Below are 23,057 nucleotides of genomic sequence, written 5' to 3'. Positions count from 1 at the left end.
ACCCCGCCCACGCGCCCGCCTCGGGGGTGCCGGTGCCGGGCGCGTGGGCGGGGTCGAGCACGTCGATGTCGATCGACACGTACAGCGGCTTGTCGCCGATGCGCTGCAGGATGCGGGCGATGGCGGCCTCGACCCCGTGCTCCTCGATGTATTCGCTCGACACGATCGAGAAGCCGAGGCGCTCGTCGTCCTCCAGGTCCTGCTTGGAGTACAGGGGGCCACGGGTGCCGACGTGGCAGCTCGCGGTGAGGTCGATCAGCCCCTCCTCACTCGCGCGTCGGAAGGGAGTGCCGTGCGTGATGGGGGCCCCGAAGTAGGTGTCCCAGGTGTCGAGGTGCGCATCGAAGTGCAGCACAGCCACGGGCCCGTGCTTCGCCGCCACCGCACGCAGCAGTGGCAGAGCGACCGTGTGGTCGCCGCCGATCGTGACGATGCGCTGCACCTGCTCGCCGAGCGCCAGCGCCGCGCGCTCGACCTCGGTCACGGCCTCGGTGAGATCGAACGGGTTGACCGGGATGTCACCGGCGTCCACCACCTGCGCGATCGCGAACGGCGACACGTCCTGGGCGGGATTGTAGGGGCGCAGCAGCCGCGAGGACTCCCGCACGTGCGACGGGCCGAAGCGCGTGCCCGGTCGGTAGCTCACACCGGAGTCGAAGGGGATGCCGACGACGGCGATGTCCGCACGCGGCACGTCTTCGATACGCGGCAGCCGGGCGAAGGTCGCGATGCCGGAGTACCGCGGGTTCACGGAGGCGTCGATGGGGCCGATGTTGTCGGTCATTGCTCGTTCCTGTTCGTCGGGGATGTCGAGGGATTCAGAGCGCACTCTGCGGGATGTGCACCAGCTGCACTCCCCCGTCGGTGATCGCGGCGCGGATGCTCGATGCGATGTCGTCACGGCGTTCCACCCGCCGCCCGGTCGCGCCGAAGGCCGAGGCGAGCGCTGCCCAGTCGGGCTGTACCAGGTCGACGCCGATCGGCTCCATGCCGCGGTCGACCTCGTTCTGACGGATCTCGGCATACCCGCCGTTGTCGACGCACACGATCGTGATGTCGAGGCGCTGTTCGACCGCCGTCACCAGCTCGTTCACGCAGAACATCAGGGCGCCGTCGCCGATCACGGTCACGACCGGGTGCTCGGTCTGCGCGACTCCGGCACCGATCGCTGCCGGAAGACCGTAGCCGAGGGTGGCGTAGGTCGGGGTGTAGAGCAGGGAGTGCGGATGCGCCGACGACAGCACGCTGCCGAGCGCCATGTAGACGATCTGGGACGAGTCACCCGCGACGATCGCGTCGTCGGGCAGGGCCTCGACGATGATCTCAGCCAGTGCCACCGTGTCGGGGGCGGTCGCGCGCATCTCGGCGTCGATCGCCGCGCGTGCGACGGCGAGGTCTTGCGGTGAGCGGCCCTCGGCAAGGAGATCAGGGAGCGCGGAGTCGTTGGGGAGGGTGGAGAGCAGCGCCCCCAGCACGGCAGCCGCATCGCCGGTGAGACCGACGGTCGCGGTCAGGTTCTTGTCGCGCTGGGCCGGTGAGATGTCGATGCGGATGACCACGGCCCCGCGGGCTTCGAGCCGCGGCGCCCACAGTTCGGCCTCGCCGAGCTTCGAGCCGACCACGAGCAGCACGTCGGCATCTTCCGCGACCGCGCGGGCCGCGGCGAGACGAAGGTTCGACCCGAGCGAGAGCGGATGCCGCTCGTCGACCACGCCCTTGCCGTTCAGCGTGGTCAGCACCGGGGCTCCGAGGCGCTCGGCCAGGAGGGTGACCTCGTGCGCGGCATCCACGGCTCCCCCACCGGCGACGATCACCGGGGTCTTCGCCTCTGCCAGTAGCCGGGCCGCTTCGGCGAGCGCAGCCGACTCACCCGAGACCCGCGCAGGGACCGGACGCGGCTGCCGCGCCTCGGCGGGAACGTCGGCGGGCGCTTCCAGCACGTCGAGCGGGATCTCGATGTGAACGGGGCGCGGACGGCCGGTGCGGAACAGGTGGAACGCATCGTGCACGGCCTCGACCGCCTCGGCGGCGCTGGTCACCCGCCGCGACCACTCGGCGATCGCGGCGACCATCGCCGTCGCGTCCTTCGTCTCGTGCAGTGTGCCGACGTCGGCGAACTCCGCACCGAGTGGCACTCCCGGCGAGAGGACGATGAGCGGGCGCGACTCGCAGAAGGCCGTGCCGATCGCGCTCATGGCGTTCTGCAGTCCGGGACCGGAGGTCGTGATCACGACTCCGGGGAGGCCGGTCTGCTGGGCCCACCCGTCGGCACCGTAGCCGGAGCCCTGCTCGTGACGGTTCGTCACCGCGCGGATGCCGAGGTCGGCGAGCGGGCGGTAGAGCTCGAGGTTGTGGGTGCCGGGGATGCCGAAGATCGCGGTGACCCCGTACGCGCGGATCGTCTCCAGCACGGCGCGCCCGGCGGTGTCGGCGTACTGCTCTGCCGCTGTGGTGTCGCTGCTCATCGGATCATCCTCACACTCGGTGACGACGGACGCCGTCGACCCAGGTCTCGCGCACCGTGATCGCCGAGATCTCCTCGGCGGGAACGGCCAGCGGATCGCCGGAGAGCACCGCGAAGTCGGCGTACTTGCCGACTTCGAGCGACCCCAGATCGTCTTCGCGGCCGATCGACACGGCACCTTCGATCGTGTGTGCGCGCAGAGCTGCGAGCGCCGAGACGCGCAGGTCGTCCGGCCCGAGCTTGTGCCCCCGGCGCGTGACTCGGGTCACGGCCGTCTGGATGGCTTCGAGCGGGATGGGCTCGGCGACCGGGGCATCGGACGAGATCGTGAACGGCACGCCGGCGCGCTCGAACTCGCCCAGCGGGTTGAAGCGCTCGCCCGGAGTGCCGATGGCCTCCTCCACACCCTCGCCCCAGTTGAAGTAGTGCTGGGTCTGGTTGACCGGACGGATGCCGGAGGCGGCCATCCGCTCGATCTGCTCGGGAGTCGGCAGGCCGCAGTGCTCGATGCGGTGACGGGCGTCGGGATCGGGGTGCTCGGCGAGCGCGGCCTCGATCGCGGACACGACCATCTCGATCGCGGTGGGCGACTGGGCGTGGGTCGCGGTCTGCAACCCCGCGGCGTGCGCTTTGCGGATGAGCCCCTCGTACTCGGCGGGCTCGTGGTACAGCTGGCCAGTGCGGCAGGGATCGCCCACGTAGCCGTCAGGGAAGTATGCGGTCCAGCCGCCCAGCGTGCCGTCGGCGTAGAACTTGATGCCGGCGAAGCTGAGGTGCGCGTTGCCGAACTGTCCGACGAGACCCATCTCGAGCGCCTCGTCGAGCAGGTGCGACAGCAGGTACATCGACACGCGCAGTTCCAGGCGCCCGGCCTCGGCGAGGCGCAGGTACATGTCGAACTCGCGACGGGTGACCTGGGCGTCGCCGATCGAGGTCACTCCCCCGGCCAGGAACCGCTGCGTCGCCGCGTCGAGTTGGCGCAGGTGCTCCTCCGGCTCGTCCGCCAGGTGGAAGTTCGGACCGTGGTGGCCGATCTTCACCCCGTGGACGCCGGTGAGGATGTTGCAGGCCGCATCCGACAGCTCCCCGGTGAGCTCGCCGTCCGCGTCGCGGAAGAACTCTCCGCCGTCGGGGTTCGGGGTGTCCCTGTCAACATCGTTGATGGCGAGCGTGTACGAGTTCACCACACCGCCGTGACCCGAGGCGTTCATGAGGTAGACCTCGCGGTCGGCGGCGACCTCGTCGAGCTCGAACCGGGTGGGGTGGCGCTTCTCGGCGAGGTTGCGCTGCTCGTAGCCGTAGCCGCGCACCGGGCGCCCCTCGGGAAGCTCGGCGGCCGCCGCCTTCAGCAGCCTCACGATCTCGGGGATGCTGCCCGCCTTCTCGGGGCCGCAGTCGACCCAGCTCATCATCTGCCCGAACATGAGCGGATGCGCGTGCGCGTCGACGAAGCCGGGGACGATCACGGCGTCGCCGAGATCGATGCGCTCGGGCGAGAGGCCCACCCCCTCCGCCGCCGCCTCGCACTCGGCGGGGGTACCGATCGCGAGGATGCGCCCGCGATCGGTCAACATCGCCGTCGCCGTGGTGGCGTCGTCATCCGCGGTATGGATGGCGTGCGCGCTCAGGAGGAGGGGAGCCGTCTGAGCCGAGCGGTCGAAGGGGGTGAGCTTTCTCATGGGGAACCTGTTCGCGGTCGTGGCGTACGGGAAGCGGAGGTGGCGGCGCCGGTCAGGGCAGCCGGTTCGCCGTGGTGTCCGTACGCGCGGTGAAGGACGCCGTCACGGGAGCCTCGTCGGAGTGCTGCGGCGCGAGGCGGGTGCAGATTCCGGCGATGAGGGCCATGCCGATGAACATCGCGATCACGGACCAGATGCTGCCCGTCCAGGCGATCAGCTGCGTCGCGAACCACGGCGAGAATCCGGCCCAGACCGCTGCGCCGACACCGTAGGAGAGGGCGATCGAGGTGTAGCGGGCCTGCGGGCGGAACATCTGCGAGAGCAGGGCGGCGATCGGTGCGTAGGTGGCGCTCATCGCGATGCGCACCAGCGAGGCGAACAGGAAGATGAGCGGTTCGATGCGTCCGGGCAGGATCAGCAGGAACGGCACGAAGGTGAGCACCGAGGTGATCAGACCGATGTACATGACGTTCTTCCGCCCCCACTTGTCGCCCAGCCAGGCGACGGGGAGGGTCACGACGAACTCCACGAAGGAGGCGATCGTCATGGCATCGAGGATGACCTGCTCGCTGATCGCGACCGTGTCGCCGGTGGCATAGGCCGTGGCGAAGGTGGTGGCCAGGTAGTAACCGCCGGTCGAGATGGGCAGGATGCCGATGCCGAGCAGGATCGGGCGCCAGTTGGTGCGCAGCGCGAAGGCCAGCGGCATCGACTGCTTGCGGCCCTCGACCTTCGCCTCGAAGACCGGGGTCTCCTCGACGCGATAACGGACCCAGAAGCCGACGCCGACCAGCACGATCGACAGCAGGAACGGGATGCGCCAGCCACCGTTGATGATGAAGTCGTCGCCCATCCGGGTCATGATCGCGAAGATGCCCGATGCCAGCAGCGCGCCGGCCGGGTTGCCGAGCTGCGTGAAGCCGCCGTAGAAGGTCTTCGACTTCTCGGGGGCGTGCTCGACGCTCATGAGCACCGCGCCACCCCACTCGCCACCGACCGCGAGGCCCTGCACGGCACGGAGCAGGATCAGGAGGATCGGGGCGAGGATGCCGATGTTCTCGTAGGTGGGCAGGCAGCCCACGAGCACCGTGGCCGCGCCCATCATCACCAGCGTGATGACGAGCGACGTGCGTCGGCCGAGCTTGTCGCCGATGTGACCGAAGATGATGCCACCGAGGGGCCGGACGAGGAAGGCGACCGCGAAGGTCGCGAAGGCCGCTGCGGTCTCGGCCAGCCGGTCTCCGCTCGGGAAGAACAGCGGACCGAAGACGAGCGCCGCGGCGGTGGCGTAGACGTAGAAGTCGTACCACTCGATGGTGGTACCGACGAAGGCGGCGATGCCGGCGCGGCGCGCCCGGCTGTGGGTGCCGCTGGTGGGGGTAGTGGTCATGGGGATGCCCGCTCCTTTGCGGAAGATGTCGGATAGCGAAGGATGCTACGGAGGTGCGGGCCCGTCGGCAAGGGCAGAACTCCAGCGATAACGGGGATTCACTGGATATATGATCGCGCATCTGTGCAATGCGCGCCTTCCCGACGGTGATCACCTCTTCTACACTGAACTTGCGCACGGTGAAGCGTGCGATCGCAGGAAACTGACGAAATGAGCGGAACCATGGATTTCGACGCCGAACTCATCCGCGCGCTGCAGGAAGACGGCCGGGCGAGCATCCTCTCCCTCGCCGAGCGGCTCGGGCAGTCCAGAGCCGCTGTCGCCGCGCGACTGCGCACGATGCTCGCCGACCGCACCGTGCGTGTCGTCGCCGCCGTCGACCCCGTGTTCCTCGGCCAGCACGTCCTCGCCCACGTCTCGATCCGCACCGATGGATCGGTCGAGCTCGTGGCGGAGCACCTGCGCGACATGAGCGAGACCGTGCTGGTGTCGGCGGTCGGCGGCGCGCACGACGTGGTCACCGAAGTGCGCGTGGGGTCGATGTCGGAGCTGCACGACCTGCTGGCCCTGATCCGAGCGATCGACGGGGTGCTCGACATCAGCACGATCATCTATTCGACCGTGATCAAGGGCTTCTTCGTGTCGGAGTATCACGGCGGCGTCACCCTCGACGCGATCGACGAGGCGCTGATCGAGCAGCTGCAGGCCGACGGGCGCAAGAGCTTCCGCGCGCTCGGCGAAGAGGTGCGCCTCTCCCCCTCGGCCGTCGCGACCAGGGTGCAGCGGCTGATCGATGCCGGCGTGATCAAGATCAGCGCGGTCGAGGCGCGCGGACTCGCGCACCGGCAGTTGTCGATGGGGGTGGGCATGACCCTCGGAGACGACGACGACGCCGTGATCGACGAGCTGCGTCGCGGCCGTGGGGTGGACTTCGCCGCGCGCACGCTCGGCCGCTTCGACGCGGTCGCCACTCTGGTCGAGCCTTCGGCCGGCGCGCTCTACGCCAGCCTGGAACGCCTGCGTGCGCTGCCCGGAGTGACGCGCATCGAGGCCTGGCTGCACCTCGCCGTGCTGAAGGAGGACTACGCCCGCACGCTGCGTCCACTGCGGACGGACTGAGGCGCGGCCCCTGCGTCAAGGGGATGGAGGACGTGGCCCGACAGGGGCAGGCTGCCCGCATGAGCAGCGAGGAGTCTTCCGCGACGGAGTCCGGTCCCGAGCGCACGGCAGACGGGCACCACATCGTCGTGAACGGGCGACGCTGGCGTGCGAGCGATCCGTCGATCCCCGACACGCTGCGACAGGAACTGGTGGATGAGCTCATGGCCGCGCGGCGAGCGGTGAAGACCTCGGACGACGATGCCCGTCGCCGGGTGCACGACGCCAAGACCGCACTCGGCGAACGCGGGGTGCCCTGGTGGGAGGAACCGCTGCCGGAAGCCGCGGACGATCGGATCGCCGCCACCATCCGAACCCTCACCCGCAAGCGCTCGGAGTCATCGATCTGTCCGAGCGACGTGGCCCGCGCCATCGGCGGGGAGTCCTGGCGTTCACGGATGCCCGACGTCCGACGCGTGGCCGCGGCTCTGGCAGAGAGCGGAGAGATCGTCGTGACGCAGAAGGGGGAGGCCGTCCGGATCGACGAGGCCCGTGGTCCGGTCCGCATCCGCCGCGGGCCGGCCCTCTGACGAGCCCCACCACCACGTTTCCGCGCCGCACCGCGCGGCGCGCCGTCACCGGGCGTTCACCCGGCACCGCCAGACTTCGAGAATGAGCGAAACCGAGGGGCACAGCGCCGTGCCCGAGCCCGTGGCGACCGCGAACAGCGGCGCCGTGGCCGTCGTCGGCCTGGACCTGCGCGGCGAGACGCCCGCCCCGAAGAAGCAGGTCTACTCGTGGGCGCTGTGGGACTGGGCGACGCAGCCGTTCAACACCGTCATCCTCACGTTCGTGTTCACGGCGCTCTATCTCGTGGGCGAGGGCTTCCTCCCGCCCGAGGTCGCGTCGCTCGACGTGGACGATCCGGTCCGGCTCGCCGCGGAGGCAGACCTCGCGTCCGGTCTCGGTCTGGGCTCGACGATCGCGGCCTTCGGCATCCTGCTGCTCGCGCCCGTCCTCGGCCAACGCGCGGATGCGGCGGGGCGTCAGAAGCTCTGGCTCGGGATCGGCACCGGCGCGCTGATCCTGTGCATGCTCGGCCTCTGGTTCGTCGAGCCGATGCCGAGCCTGTTCTGGCTGGGCGTCGCCCTGATCTCGGCCGCGACGGTTTTCCAGGAGATCGCGGCGGTGAACTCCAACGCGATGCTCATCGGCATCGCGAACCCGAAGAACGTCGGTCGCATCTCCGGCCTCGGCTGGGGCTTCGGCTACCTCGGCGGCATCATCGCGCTCGTGATCGTGGTCGTGCTCGACACCTTCGACTGGTTCGGCATGTCGACCGACAACGGGCTGGCCTACCGGCTGATCGCCGTCGGATGCGCCGTCTGGGCGATCATCTTCAGCATCCCGATCTTCCTGAACGTGCCGGAGCCGTCGCTCGGCCGCCCGGAGCGCAAGGTCGGCTTCTTCGCCTCGTATCCGCTGCTGGTGAAGGACGTCGCAGGTCTCTACCGCAACGAGGAGACGCGGCCCACCTTCTGGTATCTGCTGGCGAGCGCGGTCTTCCGTGACGGGCTGGGAGGCGTCTTCGCGTTCGGCGCCATCATCGGCACCGCGGTGTTCAAGTTCGGCGCGCAGGACATCATCATCTTCGGCATCGCCGCGAACCTGATCGCCGGCATCTCGACCATCGCCGCCGGCCGGCTGGACGACCGGCTCGGACCGAAGCGGATCATCCTCGCCTCGATCGGGTCGATGATCGTCGCGGGTCTCGCCGTGTTCTTCCTCCGTGACGCCGGCGTGATGGTGTTCTGGGTCGGCGGTCTGATCCTGTGCGCCTTCGTGGGCCCCGCCCAGGCTGCCGCCCGATCCTTCCTCGCCAGAGTGACGCCGGCCGGACGCGAGGGCGAGATTTTCGGTCTCTACGCCACGACCGGGCGCGCGGCGAGCTGGATGGCGTCAGGCGCCTGGACCGTGCTGATCGTGCTGACGAGCCAGACCGCCTACGGAATCCTGGGCATCGTGGTCGTGCTGATCGCCGGCTTCCTGCTCCTGCTCCCCGTCAAGGCTCCACGCTGAGAGAGTCCTGCGGAGACCGTGAGCCACGGGGCGGGAGTAGCCTGACCGCGTGACTGTGATCCTCGCCTTCCTGGCCAACATCCTCGTCGCGATCGCGAAGACCGTCGCCGCGATCATCACCTCGTCGGCGTCGATGGTGGCCGAGGCGGCGCACTCGTGGGCCGACGCGGGGAACGAGGTGTTCCTCCTCATCGCCGACCGCCGCGGGGCGAAGGCCAAGGATGCGCGGCATCCGCTCGGCTACGGTCGCAACGCCTTCGTGTGGTCGCTGATCGCTGCATTCGGGATCTTCACCGCCGGTTCGATCGTGTCGATCATGCACGGCATCCAGGAACTGTCCGACACCGGCCCTGTCGAGAGCCCGACCGTGGCGTACATCGTGCTGGGTGTCTCGTTCGTGCTCGAGGGCGCATCGTTCACGCAGGCGATGGTGAAATCCCGCCGCCTCGCGAAGGAGCGCGGCTCGTCGACCTGGGACTTCGTGCTGGAGACGAGCGACACCACACTGCGCGCCGTGTTCTTCGAGGACTCCGCCGCACTCATCGGACTCGTGCTCGCCGGCGGAGCGATCCTCCTCCACCAGATCACGGGCGTCGCCGCCTGGGATGCCATCGGCTCGATCCTCGTCGGCGTCCTGCTCGGGGTGGTGGCGATCATCCTGATCCGGCGGAACATCGCCTTCCTCGTGGGCGCGACCGCCGCACCGGAACTGCGCGCGCGGGTGGGGAGCGCCCTGCTGGGCCTGCCGCAGGTCGAGCGGGTGACCTACCTGCACATCGAGTACGTCGGTCCGAATCGACTCTTCATCGTGGCGGAGGTCGACCTCGCCGGCGATGCGCGCGAGCACGACGTGGCGCGGCAGCTGCGAGACCTGGAGCAGCGGATCGAGCAGCACGACGCGGTCGAGACCGCTGTGCTGTCCCTATCGGTAGACGACGAGCCGTCGGTGGGATTCGCGTCGGCCTGAGCCTGCGCCGGCCGTGCGACCGCGAGAACCGGCGAAGCGAGGTGTGGCAGGATCGGGGCTGTGCGCCCGACGACTCCCCCGCTCCTGAGCCTTATCGCCGTGACCGCCACGCTGCTGCTCGCCGGCTGCTCCTCCGCTCCCGCCGACCAGAGCTCCGCACCGGCCGACGATGCCGGCGCGCCGACGGCGGCACCTGCGGACTCGGCGGACCCCGTCATCACCTGCGCGGATATCGAGCCGCTCGCAGCGCCGATCACCGCGGGCTTCGCTTTCTCGCCCGACGACTCCTCGGAAGACGCCTCCGGCACCACCTGTGTCTGGATCAACGACGCGGTGGCCTCCGCGTCCACCGCTCTCGAGGACTACGCCTCCCTCGCGGTAGGCATCGATGAGACGACCTGGAGCACGGACGAGCTGAGCACGCTCCAGGGGGCGATCGACGATCCGCGCGCTGCAGCTCTCGATGGACGGGTGCTGCTGCTGGGCGACGGCGAAACTCTCGGCGAGGTGGGTTCGGTTCAGCTGCTCTCCCCTCGCGGCACGGTGACGATCGTGGCCACCGGCATGCTGCTCTCGGCATCAGCCGACACGGCGATCCCGGTGGATTCCGTCATCGACGTCGCCGCCGACGTCGCGGGCCTCCGCCGCTAGCTCAGCCGCTAACTCAGCCGCTAACGCCGCCGCTTCGAGGCTCCCCTCAGCGCTGCCAGTTGTCGGCGAGCTTGTTGAGCAGTCTGGCGAGCTCGACGCGTTCCTCCTCGGTGAACGAGGTCAGCGCGGTCGTCAGCATCTCGCGACGCTCGCCGCGCATGCCGCGGGCGAGGCGGCGTCCTTCGTCGGTCAGCGCGATGCGGGTGCGCCGTGCGTCGTCGGGGTCGGCCTCGCGGCGCACGAATCCGCGTTCGACACCCTGCTGAACCAGCCGTGAGGCGCGGGGCTGGTCGACCCCGATGGCCGCGCCGAGATCGCTGACGCTGAGCGGGGTGGAGGCGGAGGCGAGCGCCTCCAACATACGCATGCGGGCGGGGCCGCCGAGACGCCCCGAAGGGTCGGACATCCAGGGCGGCATCCCGGGATGACCCCGGTGATGCGCGAAGTGGTCGTGCGGATCGTCGCCACCGTGCCCCTCGCCGGGGCCGCCGTGCGGGCCGTCCTGCCACGCGTGGGGGCTGCCGTGACCGCGACCGCCTCTTCCCCCCGGGCCGCGCTCACCGGGACGCCGTCCGCGCAGACGGGACAGCGCCTGCGCGATGGCTTCGGCGGGATCGTTCGGTTCGGTGGCCATGAGGTGATTTTACATGCGACTTGACATGCATCGGAATCTCATGTCACACTACATGTACATGCACTGTGACATACACATGCACATTGACAACTACGTCACCCCGACAAAAGGACTTCTCATGAACACCTCTGAATCACAGAACATCTCTGAACCACAGAACACCTCCCGCCCCTTCGGTTACTGGCTGAAGGCCGCCGACCGCCTGATGGCGGCCGAGTTCGCCGCCGCTTTCGACGGCGAACACGCGAGTCGTCGCGACTGGCGCATGCTCAACATCGTCGACGGCACCGCCCCGTCCGACCGCCCACTGAACGGCCACAAGCTGCATCGGCTCGTCGAGCGCGGCTGGGTCTCTCCCGAGGGCGACGGCTGGGCGCTCACCGACGACGGTCGCGCCGCGAAGGATCGCCTCGGCGTCATCGTCGACGACATCCGCACCAAGGTGGAGGAAGCCGTCTCCCCTGAGGACATGGCCACCACGCTCGCCTCGCTCGAGAAGATCGCCCGCGCGTTCGGATGGGACGAGGAGACCCCTCTTCCCCGCGGACGCCGTCACGGCTTCGGCGGACCCCGCCACGGTCGCGGATTCGGCCACGGCTTCGGACGACCCTTCGGACGCGGCTTCGGTCGTGGCTTCGGCGCGGGAGTCGAGCGGGGCTTCGAACACAACCGGGAGCACGGTCTCGACCGCGAACACGCATGCGAGCACGGGCACGCGCACAGCCGCGAGCACGGTCACGGCGAGCACGGTCACGGACGCGGTCGTGGACACGGTCCGCACCGTGCGGAGCGGATCGCTCAGCACGCCTTCGAGCGCGGTTTCGATGCGGGATTCACCCGCGGGCGCGACGCCTGACCCCCGCAACACTGCGAGACGCCTCACCCGACACTCGGGTGGGGCGTTTCGCGTTCTCAGCGCCCGAGAGTCAGAGGTCGAGCAGCAGCAGGGCCGACTCGGTCGCCCCGGCGGCACGCAGCCGCGCTCGCATCGCGGCGGCGGCGATCGCGTACGGCCGGGCGTCATCGAGCAGCAGGGAGCGCGAGTTGGCCTCTTCGTTCAGGGCGACGAGCTCGAACGCGAGCACCTCGGGGTCGGCCTCGACCTCTCCGGCATCCACGGCGTGACGCAGCTGGGCCTCCACATAGCCGTACCAGTCGACCAGCGCCGACCGCACCGCATCGCTCACCGGTCCGGACTTCGAGTCGACGTCGGCGGCCGTCGCCGCGAAGAAGCATCCGCCGGTGAACACCCGGTCCCGCGAGTACGACAGCGAGTTGTGCAGCAGCGCGGCGAGACGGTGCAGCCCGCGCGGATGGACTCGCGCCGGCTCGACGATCCGCGCCGAGAAGATCTCGCGGGCGGCGGCGACGGTTGCGAGCTGCAGCCCCTCCTTGCTCTGGAACAGCGTGGCGATGCTGCTCTTGCTCGACCCCGAAGCCTCAGCCAGCCGCCCGATGCTCAGTCCGTCGAGCCCTTCGACCGATGCGAGGTCGGTCGCGCTCTGCAGCACGATGCGGCGCGAGGCATCACCACGGGCCCTCCGCCCGTCCAGAACAGCGCTCTCGGTCACACACCTAGTATACGAACGATCGTTCGCTTACTATACGTATGATCGTTCGTATTGTTCCGGCGAAGGAGCCTCCATGCCGTCCGTGCCCGCGTTGCTCGCCCGCAGCATCCCGCTCGCCGCCGCTGTCTCGCCGACGCTCGCCGGCGACATCGCCTATCGACTGTTCTTCACGACGTCGCCGCGGATGCGGGTGAGTGAAGCGGACGCTCCCACGCACGCCGACGCCCGACGGGGCCGGCTCACGGTACGCGGTCAGGAGGTCGTCACCTACGAATGGGGCACCGGACCTCACACCGCGCTGCTCCTGCACGGCTGGCGAGGGCGAGCCTCGCAATTCGCGCCGCTGGTGCGGGAACTGCGCTCCGAGGGGTTCCGTGTGATCGCGTTCGACGCTCCTGCGCACGGCTCATCGTCCGGGCGGAGCACCGACATCCGCGACTGGATCGACGCGGCCGAGCAGCTGCAGGCCGAGCACGGGCCGTTCGTGGTGATCGTCGGCCACTCGTTCGGGGCGCTGGCGGCACTGACCGCAGCCCGTTCGACCGTTCCGGTTCCGGCCGTCGCCGTGATCGCCGGCGCCGCCGCCCCCGACGCCTTCCTCGCACAGTTCGCCACAGACCTGCACCTCGACGCCGCGACGACCGCCCGTCTGTCGGAGCGATTCCGCAGGAGGTTGCACATGGATCAGTCCGCCGTCACCGCACGATACGACGCCGTGAAGCGCCCTCTCCCCGCCGACACCGCCCTGCTCGTGGTGCACGACCGCGGCGACCGGAGGATGCCCGACCACGATTCGCTCCGTCTGCACGACGCCCACGGCGCACGGTCGCGTCTGGTGCGCACAGAGGGCCAGGGACACACGAGGGTGCTGTCGGCGGATGCGACGCTCGATGCCGTCATCGCGCTGACGGCCTCTCCGCACATGCGGTGACCGGGGTAACCTGACCTTGTGATCACCTGCGTCGTGACGTACACGATCGATCCGGACAAGATCGACGCCTTCGAAGAGTTCGCGCGCGCCTGGATGCGGCTGGTCGATGATCACGGCGGCAGACATCACGGCTACTTCCTTCCCTCCGAGGGAGCGAGCGATCAGGCCCTGGCACTGTTCACCTTCCCGTCGCTCGCTGACTACGAGGTGTACCGAAAGGGCTTCGGGGTCGATCCGCAGTTCATCGAGGCGGACCGTATCCGCGACGAGAGCGGGTGCGTGCTGCGCTACGAACGCACCTTCATGCGACCGCTGCTGCCGACAGACCTCGATCCGGAGGACTGACGGCGCCCGAACGGCTTGCGCCCGCCGTCAGATGCGGCGCGGTCCTGGACCGTCCGTTGCGAGTGCATCCTCGGGGTTGAGCAGTCGGCACGCCTTGAGGGAGAGGCACCCGCAGCCGATGCACCCCGTGAGCTCGCGGCGCAGATGCTCGAGCTGTGTGCGCCGGAGGTCGAGCTGTGCGCGCCAGAGCTTCGCCACCCGCTGCCAGTCCCGCTGCGATGGCGGCTCGTCCACCGGGAGGCTCTGGAACACCTCGTGCACATCGGTGAGCGGGATGCCCAGCCGCTTGGCGACGACGATCAGGGAGATCCGACGCAGCATGTGGCGCCGGTAGCGGCGCTGGTTGCCCGAGGTCCGTGTCGAGGCGATGAGGCCGAGCTGCTCGTAGAAGTGCAGCGCTGTCGCGGGAACGCCGGAGCGTCGCACGACTTCGCCGATCGCCAGCAGATCGTCGGGCTCCAAAGACATCATCGCCTCCTCTTGACCTCGAGTTTACTCGAGGTATTAGCGTGACGAGCGGCCGCCGAGACACGGCGCCGCCGGGCGGCTCTCCCGCCCCATCGACGCCACGAAGGGCACCCCCGATGACCCAGACTCCGCAACGCACCGCCCCCGCCGGCAGCTGGCGCGAACTCCTCGGCCGCCGCTACGCACCGACCGCCGCCGTGCTCGCAGGCGGTGTGCTCCTCGAAGCGAGCAACGTCTACCTCACGACCAGCCTGCTCCCCACGATCGTGGGAGACATCGGCGGGGCGGAGTTCTACGCCTGGACGATGATGACCTTCCTGTTGGCCTCCGTGGTGAGCTCGATGATGGTCAGCCGTGTTCTCACCCAGCAGGGCGCCGTCCGGGCGTACCTGCTCGCCCTCGGCCTGTTCGCTCTCGGGTCGCTGCTCTGCGCCGCGAGTCCGTGGATGTGGGCATTGCTCGCCGGGCGGGCGGTGCAGGGCCTCGGAGGCGGACTTCTCGCCGGACTCGGCTACGCGCTCATCCAGCGCGCACTCCCCGAGCGGCTCTGGGCGCGGGGCGCGGCGCTCGTCTCGGCGATGTGGGGCGTCGGCAACATCGTCGGCCCCGTCGTAGGCGGCATCTTCGCGCAGCTCGATGCCTGGCGGGTGACCTTCGTGGGACTGGCCGTGGTCTCCGCGCTGATCGGCATCGTCGTGGTCCGCGCACTGCCGCGGACCGCTCGCACGCGGTCGAGCGAGTCACTCCCCTGGGGCTCGCTCCTGCTGCTGGCCGGCGGGGTCGCCGCCGTGGGCATCGCGAGCGTCGTCCCCAGCGGCCTCGGCACCGGGGTCGCCATCGCCGTCGGTGTCGTTCTCGGTGCCTGGTTCCTGCGCCACGAGCGTCGCGGTCGCACCGGCATCCTGCCGCGCGTCACCTTCGCGCACGGATCATCGCTCGGGTGGGTCTACGTCACGGTCGCCGTGCTGGCCTTCGCGATCGGCACCGAGGCATTCATCCCGCTGTTCGGGCAGGAGATCGGCGGGCTCGCCCCGTTCGTCGCCGGGCTCCTCGGCGCAGCCTTGTCCCTCGGATGGTCGGTGACACAGGTGTTCAGCGCGAACGCGATGGGCATCCGGTCCCGGCGCACGCTCATCACCCTCGGTCCGCTCGTGGTCGCCGCCGGGCTGACCGCCTACGGCCTGCTCCAGCACGAGGGCCCCTCCGTCCTCGTCATCGCCCTGTGGTTCATCGCACTGTTCCTCGCCGGAGCCGGCATCGGCATCGGCTTCCCCCACCTGACCGTGGCGGCGCTTGGCAGCACCTCGGGCGAAGAGGAGGGCGCCAAGGCCGCCGCGGCCGTCAACACCGTCTTCATCATCGCGAGTGCGTTCAGCTCGGCGATGGCCGGCGTGCTCGTGAACCTCGCCATGCCCGACGTCGTCGATGCCGCCCGACTGCTCATGCTCGCGTTCGCGGCCGTCACGGCGCTCGGAGTCTTCGTCGCCCGCGGCGCGAGCTGGGGCATCGGCCTCTCCTCGACGGACGACGACCCACCCCTCGCTCCCACTCCCGCCACCGAACCCGCCACCGACTGAACGAGAGGGACATAAAGGATGAACGTGGATGAGAACCCGAGGACGCCCGTCACCGTCATCGGCCTCGGCGAGATGGGAACAGCCATAGCGAGGACGCTCGTCGGACGCGGCCACCCGACCACCGTGTGGAACCGCACCGGGAGCAGAGCGGCATCGTTGGCTGCGCTCGGCGCCGATGTCGCCCGGACGGCCGCCGATGCGGTGGCCGCGAGCCCGCTCGTGATCGTGTGCCTGCTCGACGGCACCGCCGTGGAGGCGGTCTTCGAGACGATCGCCGGGGCGGCACGAGGAAAGGTGATCGTGAACGTCACCAGTGGCTCTCCTGCCCAGGCCAGAGCCGCTGGGGAGTGGGCGCAGACGCACGGCGCGCGATATGTCGACGGCGGGATCATGGGCGACCCCGCCGCCGTGGGGTCACCCGAGGTGCTCCTCTCCTTCAGCGGAGATCGCGTCGGCTTCGACACGCACCGCGGGGCGCTGGAGGGCCTCGGCACCGTCGGATACCACGGAGAGGATGCGGGCCACGCGGCCGTCGAGTTCCTCGCTCAGGTGGCGGTCGGCTACGAGTTCCTGATCGGACTGCTGCATACGTTCGCACTGATCACGGCCGAGGGGGCCGATGTCGTGGGGTTCGCGGAGCGCGTCGCGGGGACCGTCGAGGGATATGTGCCGCTGGTGAAGAGCTTCGGCGAGGCCGTGGCCGCAGGAGAGTACGGGCCCGACCTGGGTTCGTTGCACGTGCAGAGAGCACTCATGGACGACCTCGTCAGCCATCGCGAAGCGCTCGGCATGGACACGGTGCGCATGCGGGAGATCAGGCGGCTGATGGATCGCCGGATCTCCGACGGCCACGGCGACCAGGGGTTCTCCAGCCTGTTCGAGGTGCTGAACGACGAGCGGCCCCACCGCGACGAGGCGGAAGACGAGTGACCCGCCGGAGGGCGATCAATCGGTCGCGACAGCGACCCGGCGGGTGAGGTCGAGGAACACGGCACGCTCGTCGGCGGTCAGCGGCGCCAGGAACTGCTCCTGGGCCTGATCGACCACCGCATCGAGCCGGGCGAGCTCGGCGCGGCCTGCTGCGGTGAGGCTGACGAGGTTCCGACGGCGGTCGGACGGATGAGGGGCACGCGCGACGAACCCGCCCTCTTCCAGCACGACCAGTGCCACCGAGACGTCGCTGCGGTCGAGTTCGGTCGCGCGTCCGAGGTCGGCCTGACTGATCGGGCCCGCCTCTTCCACTGCCGCGAGCAGCCGGTAGTGGTACGCGCGAGCGCCCACGTCGGCAAAGAGTTCCTGCAGAAGCGCGTGGGAGCGCAGGTGCGCCCGGCTGACCCACCACGTCGCCCTGTGTTCGAGTCGATCCATGAACCGATGCTACTCGTTGGCATCACCAATGATGTGCTACCGTTGGCCGTACCAACGATATGGAGCCCTCATGATCCCTTTCGGCCCGCAGCTCATCGGCCAGACGGAGAAGGCGCTGAACGCCCTCCTGCTCACCCTGCTCTCCCCCCACGCCCTGTCGGAACGGGAATGGGTGACACTGCGCCTCGTCTCCCAGTTCGAGGGAGAGGGCAGCGTGGACAGGTTCGTCGCTGACCGTCTACACGACCCCGACTCCGCGCTCTTCCTCCGCGCCCTCCAGGAGCGGGGACTCGTCGAGGGTTCTCACCTCAGCCCCACGGGCACGACACTGGTGGCCGCGATCAGCCGCGAGATCGCGCGCGTCGCCGGCCCCATCTGGGACGAGGTCGATCACGACGACGCGCTCGCCGCCACACGAGCACTGAACCACATCCTGGAGAAGACCCGGCTGCTCCTACGCGCCTCGGCAGTCTGACCCGACGACGGAGGCGGTCGGGAGTCGGACGTAGGCTGGATCAGTGGCGGATTCGCGGGGAAGGGTGTGGACCGGCGTTCTGCGCGTCGAGCCGCACCGCGGCGACCACCGGGTGGCGTTGCGCGCCGCGGTCAGCGTGGCCGTCCCCCTACTCGTGCTCTGGGCACTGGGACGCCTCGACCTCAGCATCTACGCCAGCTTCGGCGCCTTCGCCGCCCTCTACGGGCGGCACGACGTGTTCCGCGACCGCATCCGCATGCAGGCGAGCGCCGGTGGCGTGATCCTCGCCTCGATGCTCGTCGGCACGGCACTGTCGGTCCTCGCCGCCCCGGCCCCGGCCAGCATCCTCGTGGTCGCGGTCATCGCGTCAGCCGTCACCCTGCTCGCCTACACGATGCGGTGGCACCCGCCGGGGCCGCTGTTCCCGGTGTTCGCGGTCGGAGCCTGCGCGACGATCCCCGCCACAGCCGCCTCCTTCGGGGACGTGCTGCTGGTCGGTGGACCGAGCGTGCTGTTCGGCCTGGCCATCACCGCCCTCATCGGCATCCTCACCCGCAGCACCGACGACGTGCCGTCGAAGACCCTGCAGCCCGTCGGCCCGATCGCGGGCGAGATGGCCGCGTCGGTCGGAGTCGCGATCCTGGGCGCGGGCTTCGCCGGGCTGCTGATCATGGACTCGCACTGGTACTGGGCGGCGGTCGGCGCGGTGGCCGCCGTGAGCGGACCTCAGCTCAACGCCCGCGTGATCCGCGGCATCCAGCGCCTTGTCGGCACGTTGCTCGGAGTGCTCGTCGCCGCCGGCATCCTCGCCATCGACCTGCCCCCACTCGCCGTGATCGCCCTCGTGGTCGTGCTGCAGGCCGCCGCCGAGCTGTTCGTCGGCCGCAACTACGGCATCGCGATGATCTTCATCACCCCGCTTGCCCTGCTCATGGTGCACCTGGCCGCACCCACGCCCGTCGACATGCTGCTGCAGGACCGCGCGATCGAGACCGTGATCGGGGTGGCCGTCGGCACGGTCGTCGCCGTCGCCTCGGCAGCACTTCGACGCAGGACGGCCCCGAAACGCTCCTGAGCTCAGCAGGTCACAGGAGCGGAACGCCTGAGATCGACGACGCTGCGACGTCGGCGCCCGCGAACGGGAAGCTGGTGGTGTTCAGCAGGTACACGCCCACGACGATCGCGGCGACGAGGAGCAGGAACAGGAACGCGAAGATCACGATAGTGAGCACGCGGTAGCCACCCGACGTCGGCACCTCGGGTGCGACGGACGGCAGCGCCCAGTCATCGGCCACCGCGGCGGGCGGCTCCCCCTCGAGGATGGCGGGAGTCGGACGGGCACGGTCGGCGCGCCGCGTCGCGGGCGGAGGCGGCGGGATCACCGCGTCGGCGGACGGGAGGTCAGACGGCGGCGGGGTCAGCAGCCCGTCCGGGATCGGGATCTCGGGCGGAGGCGGCGGGATCACGACGTCGGCGGGCGGGATCAGCGACTGGTCCGGAAGCTCGAGCCCCTCCGACAGATCGAGGCCCTCCGGGGATGGCGTCTGCTCCGGGGTGGCTGGCTCTTCCGGCTGGCTACCGCTGGCGTCGGTCATCTCAGCCTCCGATTGCTCCGACGTCGGTGGTGCCGACATCCGTCCGATGGAAGTTCTGGAACGACCGGGAGGCCGTCGGTCCGCGCTGACCCTGGTAGCGGTTGCCGTAGGGGCCGGATCCGTAGGGATTCTCGGCGGGAGAGGTGAGCCGGAAGAAGCACAGCTGACCGATCTTCATGCCCGGCCACAGCTTGATCGGCAGGGTGGCGACGTTCGCGAGTTCGAGCGTGACGTGCCCTGTGAAGCCGGGATCGATGAAACCCGCGGTCGAGTGCGTGATGAGTCCGAGGCGTCCGAGCGACGACTTGCCCTCGAGACGTGCCGCGATGTCGTCGGGCAGCGTGACCTGCTCGAACGTCGCCCCGAGCGCGAACTCGCCGGGGTGCAGGATGAACGGCTCGTCGGGGTCGACCTCGATCAGGCGCGTGAGCTCCGGCTGGTCGACCGACGGATCGATGAACGGATACTTGTGGTTGTCGAACAGGCGGAAGTACCGGTCCAGACGCACGTCGATGCTCGACGGCTGGATCATCCCGTCTTCACGCGGGTCGAGGCCGATGCGGCCGGATGCGAGTTCTGCCTTGATGTCGCGGTCGCTGAGAAGCACGGCACCAGCCTAGTTGCCAGGGGCTTCCGACGCCGTGCCTGCTTTGGCCAAAGGGCACCGGACGGGTAGGCTGGCGTTCGCCCGCTCCTCGGATGCGGGTACGGGGCTGTAGTTCAATGGTAGAACTTCTGCTTCCCAAGCAGACAGCGCGGGTTCGATTCCCGTCAGCCCCTCCACGTGTGATTTCCAAAGCTATTCCGGACATTCTTGAGGCACTCCAGACGTCCAGAACGAACGCCAGCGGACTCGCCTGGAACAGCGCTCCCAGGAGCTGGGCGTGCGCGTCGTCGGCTCGGTATCCGGGCTGACCACGATGCTCGTCACCGACGGTTCATTCGTCGGCGGAAAGCTGGAGCGAGCCCGTGAGCTTGGCACACGAGTTGTCGATCCTGAGACGTACTCGCTGTTGTTGAAGAATCTTCAACCGGCGCCGGTACCGGCTCTCCCGAACAGCGTCCCAAAGGCGACGATGCGGGCCGGTACGGGGCGATCTGCGATTGCGGCGTCGCCAAGCGAGATCCGTGCATGGGGGATCGCGAACGGTTACATGGTTGGCGCCCGGGGCAGGCTCCACAAAGAGTTGGTCGAGGCGTACGAGCGAGCGGAGCTCATCTCGGCCACTCACGCCTGAGGTGTGTCGAACGCATCGCGCGAGCCACGTAAGTGTTGACGCCTTGGTGTCGGCACACGGATTTGGGCGATTGCTCTATCCCCGCGACTCTCGGAGTTGGCGAGCATTCTGGTGTGTCATCCCTCACTCCCATTCTCACGCCCGATAACGTCTCACTCGGGGGTGACATGACTACGAAGTCGACTGAGGTGAACTCTGCAGCGGGACAGGGCTGGTGGCAGCTATGGGGCGCGGCGGCGGCCGCTGGCCTCCTCCTGATAGTCGGACCATTTCTCATCGCGGCAGGACAGAACGCGGCATCAGCAAAGACGCCCGATACGTCAGTGGGATACTGGTGGTGCGGTGGCATTGTCTTGATCTTGCTTGGGGTCTCACTGACTGCTGTGAATCAGGTCTCGACGCACCGACGTGAATCGTCGCGGGCGCTCGGACTCACCGCCTACAACGACTCGCTGAGCGACTTGCACAAGGCGGTCGAGGACCTCCTCCGCTCGTCCCGAGACCCGTTCCATCGCTCCATCTTCTTCACTGCCGTAGTTCGTTCGGCCAGTTCTCTGATGCCTCAGGATGGCATTCGCGTTTGCGTCTACGAGCTGGACTCCAGCGAAGGCGAATCGGCGAGCGCAGGTGGGGAAACTTATCTGCGGCTAGTTGACTCGGGCGGTCGCTCGGATCAACCCCGGAAGGAGTTCCTGCCCTCAACGCCTCATGGAGCGGCGGCGATTGAAGCAGCGCAGGGAAGGACGCCGGTCTGCGTGCATGATTGGGAAGCGACGGACCACCGCGTCCAGCGCGAACCCGGGTCGGTCTGGCAAGCGTTCATCGCTGTGCCTCTTCACTCAGGAACTGAGCCATTGGGCCTCTTGACGTTTGATACCCGAGCTAAGACCACCTTCACCGAGGAACACGCGGCAATCGCTCAAACCGCCGCGTTTCTAGTGGCGCTCGGCATGACGGAGCTGGCGGACGGAGCTACTGTTACCGCCGATGAGGTGCGTGGCGTTCAATCGCTGCTAGCGGGAGAGCATCCAATACTGGAAACGTCCGAGGCATCCTCTACTGTCGTACCAGGGGGTGAGGGAAATGGCTAGCATTCACGACGTTGCCGCTTACATACTCCAGCAGCTGGATACAAGCGTATCCACGATGAAGCTGCAGAAGCTCTGCTTCCTCGCCCAGGGGTGGAACTTGGGGTTCCTTAACCGACAGCTCTTCACCGAAGACTTCGAGGCCTGGGCCAAAGGCCCCGTGGCCTACGCGCTGTTCGACCGCCACAGAGGCAAGTACACCGTCGGCTCATGGAGTGGAACCCCAGACGCGCTCGACTCCCAAGAGCGGATCATCGTCGACGCCGTGCTCCGGAATTATGGAGCGCTCACGGGTCTGCAGTTGAGCGAGATCACCCACGAAGTCGGTTCACCCTGGGCACGCACCCGAATCGCCGAAGGAGTGCGCGACGGGCAGTCGTCGAACTCGACAATCCCGAAGCACGTTATCCGCGACTACTACGCAGACAAGCTCATCGTGACGAACGCTGGGTCTACTTACTCAGCAACGCAACGCCAGCAGTAACCAGGCGATCTCACAGCGAAGTTTACGGAAGCAGACCCGGCGGATACACATTCTGCAATCACGGTGTCAGGTCGATGCCCTTGCGACGTTCGCTCGCTCGTGGCACGAAACGAACGTTTTGGCCGGTGCATGGAAGAGATAGTGTGTGGCCGTGGACGGACTCTTGCCCCTTGCACAAGCGACGTACCCTGACCTCTGGTTTATCTTCTGGTGGGCCCAGGATGCGAACGTGTGGGCGGCCATCCTTTCGTTCGCTATCGGCCTAGTGGGCGCAGTAGTCGGAGGCTGGTTCACTCTAGCTGCTGCGAAGCGGGCGAGGAAACAGCAAATCGAAGATATGCGACGCGCGGCGGCAGACCAGGACGCACGCTCGCTGCACACGAAGTTCGTTGACCTCATGAACACGGTGGATAACGCTCCGAGCAACTTCGCAGTCGCGATTGGCGCGGTGTCTTGGTACCCCGAGTGGAAGCTGGTCTGGACACGTCAATTGCGTACAGAGCTCCGGGTAGGCGCAGATGTAATCCCGGACGCGGACGCGAGAAACGCTCTGACGACCGTCATCGGCCACCTCAACAACGCTGAGGACCACTCTCGGGATGGCGCTTGGCCGGGCCGTCCGTCCAGAGATCTTCGAGGCCTCGTGGGCTCATTGGCCGCTGAAGGAGTCGCGATACTTTCCGCGTACAGACGAGGTGACCAGCACGCCACATCCCGCCAGGCTCTGCTTGACAAGCTTGCGAACGAAGCGAAGGACCACGCGATCTGGGAGGCGCGCTCGGAGGCCGCATCCGAACGGGCCGCGGAAGAGTGGTGGCAGAGCCTGAGCGAGGAAGACCGCATCAAGGCGAAAGGCGACCACGAGAACGTCATCGCCGCGATACGTAACGGTGCATCATCAAAGGGCCGTCGCCGGCGCAAAGGAAAGCCAGGGCCCGCGGAGTCTGGCCGATAG

General features: G+C 68.5%; 26 protein-coding genes and 1 tRNA gene. 17 read left to right on the top strand and 10 right to left on the bottom strand.

The window, feature by feature from the left end; all coding sequences use genetic code 11:
* The 4 genes from speB to AX744_RS15020 form a co-directional block, all read right to left on the bottom strand.
* Positions 1–784 (bottom strand): agmatinase (gene speB / locus AX744_RS15035; RefSeq protein ID WP_061017740.1); only part of this gene is annotated, 784 nt, incomplete at its 3' end.
* A 34-nt stretch (positions 785–818) separates the two neighbouring features.
* The gene (locus AX744_RS15030; RefSeq protein ID WP_061017737.1) at positions 819–2,465 is read right to left on the bottom strand and encodes a thiamine pyrophosphate-binding protein; all 1,647 of its coding nucleotides are present in this window, start codon (positions 2,463–2,465) and stop codon (positions 819–821) included.
* 10 nt (positions 2,466–2,475) lie between these two features.
* Positions 2,476–4,143: an amidohydrolase gene (locus AX744_RS15025; RefSeq protein WP_061017736.1), complete on the bottom strand. Its 1,668-nt coding sequence runs from the start codon at positions 4,141–4,143 to the stop codon at positions 2,476–2,478.
* Between the two features lie 52 nt (positions 4,144–4,195).
* Positions 4,196–5,533, bottom strand: coding sequence for an MFS transporter (locus AX744_RS15020; RefSeq protein WP_058630812.1), 1,338 nt, complete (start codon positions 5,531–5,533; stop codon positions 4,196–4,198).
* Between the two features lie 210 nt (positions 5,534–5,743).
* Between AX744_RS15020 and AX744_RS15015 the strand changes: the two genes are divergently transcribed.
* The 5 genes from AX744_RS15015 to AX744_RS14995 all read left to right on the top strand — a co-directional run bounded on the left by AX744_RS15015 (position 5,744) and on the right by AX744_RS14995 (position 10,328).
* Positions 5,744–6,652, top strand: coding sequence for an Lrp/AsnC family transcriptional regulator (locus AX744_RS15015; protein ID WP_231728828.1), 909 nt, complete (start codon positions 5,744–5,746; stop codon positions 6,650–6,652).
* 59 nt (positions 6,653–6,711) lie between these two features.
* Entirely contained in the window at positions 6,712–7,221 is a 510-nt protein-coding gene (locus tag AX744_RS15010) for a DUF3253 domain-containing protein (protein ID WP_061017734.1), read from the top strand.
* A gap of 82 nt (positions 7,222–7,303) precedes the next feature.
* Positions 7,304–8,710: an MFS transporter gene (locus AX744_RS15005; RefSeq protein ID WP_052748776.1), complete on the top strand. Its 1,407-nt coding sequence runs from the start codon at positions 7,304–7,306 to the stop codon at positions 8,708–8,710.
* A 49-nt stretch (positions 8,711–8,759) separates the two neighbouring features.
* The gene (locus AX744_RS15000; protein ID WP_058630809.1) at positions 8,760–9,677 is read left to right on the top strand and encodes a cation diffusion facilitator family transporter; all 918 of its coding nucleotides are present in this window, start codon (positions 8,760–8,762) and stop codon (positions 9,675–9,677) included.
* 99 nt (positions 9,678–9,776) lie between these two features.
* Positions 9,777–10,328, top strand: coding sequence for a hypothetical protein (locus AX744_RS14995; RefSeq protein WP_147251322.1), 552 nt, complete (start codon positions 9,777–9,779; stop codon positions 10,326–10,328).
* Between the two features lie 46 nt (positions 10,329–10,374).
* Here AX744_RS14995 and AX744_RS21070 read toward each other — a convergent pair whose 3' ends face one another.
* Positions 10,375–10,962 carry a MarR family winged helix-turn-helix transcriptional regulator gene (locus AX744_RS21070; RefSeq protein WP_230977786.1) on the bottom strand — a complete coding sequence of 196 codons (588 nt, stop codon included), beginning with the start codon at positions 10,960–10,962 and terminating at the stop codon, positions 10,375–10,377.
* Between the two features lie 118 nt (positions 10,963–11,080).
* On the opposite strand from AX744_RS21070, the gene AX744_RS14985 reads away from it, so the two are divergent.
* The gene (locus tag AX744_RS14985; protein WP_061017730.1) at positions 11,081–11,818 is read left to right on the top strand and encodes a hypothetical protein; all 738 of its coding nucleotides are present in this window, start codon (positions 11,081–11,083) and stop codon (positions 11,816–11,818) included.
* Between the two features lie 70 nt (positions 11,819–11,888).
* Here the strand turns inward: AX744_RS14985 and AX744_RS14980 are convergent, their stop codons facing one another.
* Positions 11,889–12,533, bottom strand: coding sequence for a TetR/AcrR family transcriptional regulator (locus AX744_RS14980; protein ID WP_061017727.1), 645 nt, complete (start codon positions 12,531–12,533; stop codon positions 11,889–11,891).
* Between the two features lie 73 nt (positions 12,534–12,606).
* Between AX744_RS14980 and AX744_RS14975 the strand changes: the two genes are divergently transcribed.
* Positions 12,607–13,464, top strand: a complete 858-nt coding sequence (locus AX744_RS14975) for an alpha/beta fold hydrolase (RefSeq protein WP_082738544.1) — start codon at positions 12,607–12,609, stop codon at positions 13,462–13,464.
* An 18-nt stretch (positions 13,465–13,482) separates the two neighbouring features.
* On the top strand, positions 13,483–13,809 hold the full coding sequence (locus tag AX744_RS14970; protein WP_046748679.1) for an NIPSNAP family protein: 327 nt from the start codon (positions 13,483–13,485) through the stop codon (positions 13,807–13,809).
* A 27-nt stretch (positions 13,810–13,836) separates the two neighbouring features.
* On the opposite strand, the gene soxR is transcribed toward AX744_RS14970, so the two are convergent.
* Positions 13,837–14,277 carry a redox-sensitive transcriptional activator SoxR gene (gene soxR / locus AX744_RS14965; RefSeq protein WP_046748766.1) on the bottom strand — a complete coding sequence of 147 codons (441 nt, stop codon included), beginning with the start codon at positions 14,275–14,277 and terminating at the stop codon, positions 13,837–13,839.
* 116 nt (positions 14,278–14,393) lie between these two features.
* Here soxR and AX744_RS14960 point away from each other — a divergent pair, with 116 nt between their 5' ends.
* Together AX744_RS14960 and AX744_RS14955 are read left to right on the top strand one after the other, a co-directional pair.
* Positions 14,394–15,854: an MFS transporter gene (locus AX744_RS14960; RefSeq protein ID WP_061017726.1), complete on the top strand. Its 1,461-nt coding sequence runs from the start codon at positions 14,394–14,396 to the stop codon at positions 15,852–15,854.
* Positions 15,855–15,878: 24 nt separating this feature from the next.
* Positions 15,879–16,784: an NAD(P)-dependent oxidoreductase gene (locus AX744_RS14955; RefSeq protein WP_197429248.1), complete on the top strand. Its 906-nt coding sequence runs from the start codon at positions 15,879–15,881 to the stop codon at positions 16,782–16,784.
* 15 nt (positions 16,785–16,799) lie between these two features.
* Here the strand turns inward: AX744_RS14955 and AX744_RS14950 are convergent, their stop codons facing one another.
* The gene (locus AX744_RS14950) at positions 16,800–17,222 is read right to left on the bottom strand and encodes a MarR family winged helix-turn-helix transcriptional regulator (RefSeq protein WP_058630805.1); all 423 of its coding nucleotides are present in this window, start codon (positions 17,220–17,222) and stop codon (positions 16,800–16,802) included.
* A 70-nt stretch (positions 17,223–17,292) separates the two neighbouring features.
* Here AX744_RS14950 and AX744_RS14945 point away from each other — a divergent pair, with 70 nt between their 5' ends.
* Together AX744_RS14945 and AX744_RS14940 are read left to right on the top strand one after the other, a co-directional pair.
* On the top strand, positions 17,293–17,697 hold the full coding sequence (locus AX744_RS14945; RefSeq protein WP_058630804.1) for a hypothetical protein: 405 nt from the start codon (positions 17,293–17,295) through the stop codon (positions 17,695–17,697).
* Between the two features lie 43 nt (positions 17,698–17,740).
* On the top strand, positions 17,741–18,772 hold the full coding sequence (locus AX744_RS14940; RefSeq protein ID WP_061017721.1) for an FUSC family protein: 1,032 nt from the start codon (positions 17,741–17,743) through the stop codon (positions 18,770–18,772).
* Positions 18,773–18,782: 10 nt separating this feature from the next.
* Here AX744_RS14940 and AX744_RS14935 read toward each other — a convergent pair whose 3' ends face one another.
* The gene (locus AX744_RS14935; RefSeq protein WP_061017719.1) at positions 18,783–19,292 is read right to left on the bottom strand and encodes a hypothetical protein; all 510 of its coding nucleotides are present in this window, start codon (positions 19,290–19,292) and stop codon (positions 18,783–18,785) included.
* A gap of 1 nt (position 19,293) precedes the next feature.
* Complete coding sequence (gene dcd, locus AX744_RS14930) at positions 19,294–19,899, bottom strand: dCTP deaminase (RefSeq protein ID WP_061017717.1); 606 nt, start codon at positions 19,897–19,899, stop codon at positions 19,294–19,296.
* Between the two features lie 102 nt (positions 19,900–20,001).
* Here dcd and AX744_RS14925 point away from each other — a divergent pair.
* From AX744_RS14925 to AX744_RS14910, 5 genes are all read left to right on the top strand, one after another.
* Positions 20,002–20,075: transfer RNA gene (locus tag AX744_RS14925), tRNA-Gly, on the top strand.
* 101 nt (positions 20,076–20,176) lie between these two features.
* Positions 20,177–20,530: an Lsr2 family DNA-binding protein gene (locus AX744_RS14920; RefSeq protein WP_061017715.1), complete on the top strand. Its 354-nt coding sequence runs from the start codon at positions 20,177–20,179 to the stop codon at positions 20,528–20,530.
* A gap of 167 nt (positions 20,531–20,697) precedes the next feature.
* Entirely contained in the window at positions 20,698–21,621 is a 924-nt protein-coding gene (locus AX744_RS20045; protein ID WP_082738542.1) for a GAF domain-containing protein, read from the top strand.
* A 55-nt stretch (positions 21,622–21,676) separates the two neighbouring features.
* The gene (locus tag AX744_RS14915) at positions 21,677–22,102 is read left to right on the top strand and encodes a Panacea domain-containing protein (protein WP_197429247.1); all 426 of its coding nucleotides are present in this window, start codon (positions 21,677–21,679) and stop codon (positions 22,100–22,102) included.
* Between the two features lie 151 nt (positions 22,103–22,253).
* Complete coding sequence (locus AX744_RS14910) at positions 22,254–23,057, top strand: hypothetical protein (protein WP_157543621.1); 804 nt, start codon at positions 22,254–22,256, stop codon at positions 23,055–23,057.

The sequence above is a fragment of the Microbacterium sp. CCH5-D1 genome (assembly GCF_001557335.1).
GTDB lineage: Bacteria > Actinomycetota > Actinomycetes > Actinomycetales > Microbacteriaceae > Microbacterium > Microbacterium oxydans.
Note: the sequence above shows the minus strand (reverse complement) of the source record. Positions and strands in the feature narration are given on the sequence as shown.